The organism is Kitasatospora sp. NPDC001159, assembly GCF_053598235.1.
In genome coordinates this window covers 1-5,612 of record NZ_JBSFJV010000049.1, presented here as the reverse complement: position 1 = coordinate 5,612, position 5,612 = coordinate 1, and the positions used below count along the sequence as shown (strand labels likewise).

Genomic DNA, 5,612 nt, shown 5'->3' with positions numbered 1-5,612 from the left:
GAGACGCCGTTCGCGCCGGCCGCGAACACCTCCAGGCGGCCGTCCGCCGAACGCGCGGACACCACCCGGCCGGACTTCGCCGGATACACCAACGGGGCGGGACGGGGGCCGGTTCCCGGCGTGCAGGGCATGGTGATGCCGCGCTCCGCCAGGTAGGGGATCGGGTCGGTGCGCACGGTCGCGTCCGGGTCGGCCCAGACCCGCAGGTGCAGGTGCGGGCCGCTGGAGGTGCCCTCGCTGCCCATCAGCGCGATCTGTTGACCGGCCGTCACGTGGTCGCCGGTGGCCACGTCCCGCTCCCGCATGTGCCCGTACTCGGTGATGGTCCCGTCCGGGTGCAGGATGCGGATCCACTGGCCGTAGCCTTGTGCCGGGCCGGAGACCAGCACCTGGCCGTCGCCGACCGCGTAGATCGGGGTGCCGTAGTCGTTGGCGATGTCGATGCCGTTGTGCTCCGGGGTGTAGCCCTGGGAGATGAAGCCGGCGGCGGGGCAGGACGCCGGGTAGCCGGCGGCCGCAGCGGTGGCCTGGGCGGGGGCGCCCGGCACAGTGACCGGCAGCAGCAGGGCGACCGCGGCCAGGGCCAGGCGCGAGGCGCGGCGGGAGAAGGAGGGGAACACCGGAGCGCCCCTCACGCCTTGCGCAGGCGGTCGATGATGCCGTCGATGTCGAGCCGCATCATGTCGGGCCGGATGATGTGGCCGCCGTCCACCTCGTGCGAGTCGTGCGGGATGCCGGCCTGGTCGAGCAGGGAGCGGAACTCGCGCTGCCCGGCCAGGACCTGGGGCTCGTTGACGCTGCTGAACCAGTCGACCGGGCTGGGGCTGGTACCGGCCACCAGGAAGACCCGCTTGTTGCGGTAGCTCTCGATCCGCTCCACCGGGTTGTCGGCGCTCACCCGGGCCTGGTCCCAGAGCGGCGCGCCGTAGATCGTGCCACCCGCCAGGTCCAGCGCGGCGGAGGAGGCGTTGGCCCAGTGCGCCACCAGGCCGCCGTCCCGGCGCAGGCTGGCCGGGCCGGAGTGGGCGCTGACCGAGGCGAAGTGGCCGTAGTATTTGGCGGCGTACTTCAGCGCGCCGAAACCGCCCATCGAGAAGCCGGCCACCGCGCGGCCGTCGTACTCGGCGAAGGTGCGGAAGTTGGCCTCGACCCACGGCAGCAGCTGGTTGATGTGGAACTCCTCCCAGTTGCGTGGGCCCACGTTGGAGCTGACCGGATTGGAGTACCAGCCGGCGTGGCCGCCGTCCGGCATCACCACGATGATCGGCTTGCCGATGGTCCAGTCGCGGACGCCCATCCGGTCGAAGGTGATGAAGTCCTGGTCGGTGCCGCCGCCGTGGAACAGATACAGCACCGGGTAGGTGCGGCCGCTCCACTGGTAGTCGTCCGGCAGCAGCACGTTCACGGCGGGGTTCCAGCCGATCGCGGAGGTCTGGAAGCGGTAGTACCACATCCGCGGGTCGCTCTCGTTGCGGTCCACGATGGTCAGCCCGAAGCCGTTGTCGGCGGCCGCCGCGGGCTTCGCCGACACCAACGAGCCCCCGGCGCCCAGCGTCAGTGCGGCGCCGAGCCCGCCGGCGGACTTGAGCAGGCTCCTGCGGGTGAGGTGGTGCGCGGTCATCGTGGCCTCCTGAAGACGGGTGACAGCGGCCCGTCCGGACCGCCGGGTGTCGAGCGGTTGGGACGGTAGCCACGCGCCGCGCGGCGCGGAATCCGGAACCATCCGGACTGACAGGAGCGGACCGCGCGCCGAGACTGTTTCCTTTCGGGGCGCGGCTGCCCGGGGGCACGGCCGTGCGGGGGCGTGCCGGAAGCGGCTCGACGTAGGCCTTGACGCCGGTATCCGCGCATTTCTGACTGTCCATCAGCGATCGAGCACTTTCACCGCCGCCCGCGCCGAGACGGAAGCACGCCTCGCTGACCTGGCCACTGCCCGAACGGTCATCGCCGAACTCGCGCCGACCGGGAACGCGTCGGATCCGCCCGAGTTGACCGCCGCCTACCGGGCCATCGTGAACGCCTTCAATCAGCACCCCGACCAGACATCCCGAGTCCGCGAACTACACGAGCTCCTCGGCATGCCCACCGACGGCCCGGCCCCGAACGTCACCCGCGGCCGCCTGGGACGCCTCACCCGCCAAGGCTCCCTCGCTCAGCCTGGACGAGGCCGCTACCAGAAACGGACTTACTGGGCGTTTCAGAATGACTTCGCAGCCACCTCGACTGTGCAGCGCGGCTGGCTCGCGAGGCGCTCTGGCGCTGCGGATCACGCAGCGGCAGACTGTGCCTGACTGATCGTCAACGACTCGTCACACTACGGAGGCGATGAAGCATGAGCATGCTGTCGGCTGATCCGCGGACCCTGGCCCGCGAGGCGTACACCTACCTCTACCCGCTGGTCATGATGGATGTCACCCGCCGGCAGGCCACCTCGCCCCTGGCTGCGGAGCAGCCGGGCTACGGTGTGCCGAACGAGTTCCACCACCTGCGCGAGTTCCCTTCGGCGGAGTTCCGTGCTGTGGTGCGGCCGAACTTCGACACGCTGTATTCCAACGCCTGGCTGGACCTGACCGGCGGCCCGGTGGAGCTGCATGTGAGCGACACCGCCGACCGCTATTTCATGCTCCCGTTGATGGACATGTGGACCGACGTGTTCGCCACCATCGGCGCGCGCACCACTGGGACCGGCGACCAGGACTACCTCATCGTCGGACCCGACTACGACGGCACCCCCCGGGACGGTGTGACGGTGCTGCGGGCACCGACGCCCTACGTGTGGATCATCGGCCGGACGCAGACCAATGGCCCGGACGACTACGAGGCCGTCTGGGAGGTCCAGGACGGCTACACCCTGACCGCAATTCCTCCGCGCGGGTACGACGACCTCGACAGCGACATCGACGTCACGGCCGACGCGCTCGCCCTGGTGAACAAGCTCAGCGCCGTCGACTTCTTCAGCTGGGCCGCCGAGGCGCTGGCGGTCAACCCGCCACACGCCGCGGACTTCTCCGTCCTGGCCCGGATCGCGAACCTCGGTATCATGCCGGGCCAGAAGTTCGATCCCAGCCGGTTCACCGAGGCCGACCTCGCCGAGATCGACGCCGGCGCGCAGGAGGCACGAGCGGAGATCCTCGGTTCGATGGCGAGCTTCGGCGTCGCGGCCAACGGCTGGCGGACCTCCCTCGACACCATGGGCGTCTACGGCAACAGCTACTTCAAGCGCGCCGGGGTCGCCGCGGGCGGCCTCGGCGCCAATCCTCCCGAGGACGCCGTCTACCCCGTCCTGGCCGCCGACGCCGACGGCGAACCCGTCAACGGCGACAACGACTACCTCCTCAGGTTCGAGGCCGCCGCGATGCCCCCGGCCGGCGCCTTCTGGTCGGTGACCATGTACGACGCCGAGGGCTACCAGGTCGCGAACGAGATCAACCGCTTCGCCCTGGGCGACCGCGACAACCTGGGCTACGACCAGCAGGACGGCTCGCTCACCATCTACATCTCGCAGCACAACCCCGGCCCCGACCGGGAGGCCAACTGGCTGCCCGCCCCGTCCGGCCCGCTGGGAATCACCATGCGCCTCTACGCACCCGAGCCCGAAGTGCTCGACGGCACCTGGAACCCGCCGGCGGTCACCAAGGCATAACAGATCGTTCCACGAAGAGTTGTCCCCCAGGTCTTGTACCCGGTGATCTGCTCCAGCAGGCACCCTGAGTGCGCCCTGATCTTGTTCCAGACGACTTGTGGGCGCGGGTGGCTCCGCTGTTGCCGCCCGCGCCCGAGCGCCGTCGCCAGCACCCTGGGCGGCTCCGTGTATCCGACCGGGCGGCGTTCGCCGGCATCCTGTTCGTACTGCGGACCGGTGTTGCCTGGCGCGATGTCCCTGCCGAGACCGTGGGCTGCTCGGGAGTCACGGCCTGGCGCCGGCTGCGGGACTGGACCGAGGCACGCGTCTGGCCGCGCCTGCACTCCGCTCTGCTGACCGAACTGCGCCGCGCGGACTCGCTGGACCTGGACGACTGCGCCGTGGACGGCTCGCACGTCCGGGCTCTCAAAGGGGGTGACCATGTCGGCCCATCGCCGGTCGACCGCGCCCGTCCCGGCTCCAAACACCACCTGATCGTCGACCGCCATGGAACCCTGCTCGCCGTCACGCTCACCGGCGGCAACCGCCACGACGTCACCCAGCTCTTGCCGCTGCTGAACGCCGTCCCGCCGATCCGTGGCCTGCGTGGACGCCCCCGTCGCAAGCCCCGGCGCCTGTATGCCGACCGGGGCTACGACTTCGACAAGTACCGCCGCCTGCTGTGGAAGCGCGGCATCAAACCGCAGATCGCCCGACGCGGCGCCACCTATGGCTCAGGGCTGGGAAAGGTGCGTTGGGTTGTAGAGCGGGCGTTCGCCTGGCTGCACCAGTTCAAACGTCTCCGCATCCGCTACGAGCGACGCGCCGATCTCCATCAGGGCGTGCTCGAGCTCGCCTGCAGCATCATCTGCCTCCGACGACTCCGGACGGCGACGGCCTGCACCGTGTGGTGCAGGCCGTCGCCCAGATGCACAACCTCGATTCGTTGCACCGCCCCCCTGCCAGGAGCGTCGTGACCGCTTACCACCGGGAAGGGCCTTGTGGCACCAACACAGGATCGGCCAGGGTGGCTCTTCATCCCCGCCAGCCCTCGCGCGCGAGGGGATTGCTCCCAGATGGTGGAGGTCTATCTGATGTTCAGTCAGAGACTCTCACATCACGCCCGGAGCATTTTGCACAGCGGCATCAGGACGGTAGCGCTGATGATGGCGAATGCCTTCGTCCTTATGCGCTGGATCTTCATCGAACCTCTCTTGAGAGTGCGAGGCGTGGACGGAAATCTGTCCCGGGCATGTCAGAGGCTTCAGTGATACCAGGCCGTGTCGTTGCTCTGGCTGCCGTTGGAGATCGCCATGGCAACCGCGTGGACGATGCTGTCGTGGTAGAACTGGGCCGTGTCACCGCTCCCACCAGGCCCGTAGGAGATGGTCTGGGAGGTCACTCCTCCTGTTTGGTCGTTCCGGTCGAAGATGGTCAGCCAGCAGGTGGTGGTGTACGAGTCCAGGTGGCCATAGGCCCAGTTGGGCGCGAGGTTCAAATGGCCGATGCAGCCGGGAACCGAGATGCTTACCGAACCGGTCGTGCCTGCATGGGCAGTTCCCGACACGCCGACAACGCTGATGCCGGCCAGCGAGGCGGCAGCGATCATTGCTCCGATACGATGACGCATGGTTCCTCCGTGATTCGTTGGCCTGGGGCACTGAAACGGTGGACAACAGCGACCTCTGGCATGGGGCGGCCCCCCGCCGTTGTCCGCACAGCAGGATGCCCGTGCACCGGCACGTTGAGGAACGACGCTAGCCAGACGTTGCCCTGACGCTTCGACTGTTGCGCAGCCTAGGCCAAGCCGACCGACTCGCCTACCGCTCGCCTTCGATACTCGACGCGACGCTAAGGGCTCGCAGAGAATCAACACGGTGATTTGATCTAGTGGCGGGCGGATGCGAGGAACGCGGTCACGTCAGCGGGGGTGCGGAAGCGCGCGGTTGATGCGGGGATGGTGTGTCCGTGCTGTTCCAGGAGCGGGCGG

The 5,612-nt window shown here is 68.9% G+C and carries 4 protein-coding genes and 1 pseudogene; 2 read left to right on the top strand and 3 right to left on the bottom strand.

From position 1 onward, the window contains the following. On the bottom strand, positions 1-620 hold a 620-nt coding region (locus ACWC9T_RS23750; protein ID WP_449823057.1), incomplete at its 3' end, for a M23 family metallopeptidase. A gap of 11 nt (positions 621-631) precedes the next feature. Then, positions 632-1,621, bottom strand: a complete 990-nt coding sequence (locus ACWC9T_RS23745; RefSeq protein ID WP_449823056.1) for an alpha/beta hydrolase-fold protein — start codon at positions 1,619-1,621, stop codon at positions 632-634. A gap of 711 nt (positions 1,622-2,332) precedes the next feature. Between ACWC9T_RS23745 and ACWC9T_RS23740 the strand changes: the two genes are divergently transcribed. Both ACWC9T_RS23740 and ACWC9T_RS23735 read left to right on the top strand, forming a co-directional pair. Beyond that, positions 2,333-3,643: a DUF1254 domain-containing protein gene (locus ACWC9T_RS23740; protein ID WP_449823055.1), complete on the top strand. Its 1,311-nt coding sequence runs from the start codon at positions 2,333-2,335 to the stop codon at positions 3,641-3,643. Between the two features lie 68 nt (positions 3,644-3,711). Next, positions 3,712-4,512: pseudogene (locus tag ACWC9T_RS23735) on the top strand (IS5 family transposase); the annotation flags it as partial. A gap of 374 nt (positions 4,513-4,886) precedes the next feature. On the opposite strand, the gene ACWC9T_RS23730 reads toward ACWC9T_RS23735, so the two are convergent. Beyond that, positions 4,887-5,231, bottom strand: coding sequence for a hypothetical protein (locus ACWC9T_RS23730; protein WP_449823054.1), 345 nt, complete (start codon positions 5,229-5,231; stop codon positions 4,887-4,889). Positions 5,232-5,612: the final 381 nt, after the last annotated feature.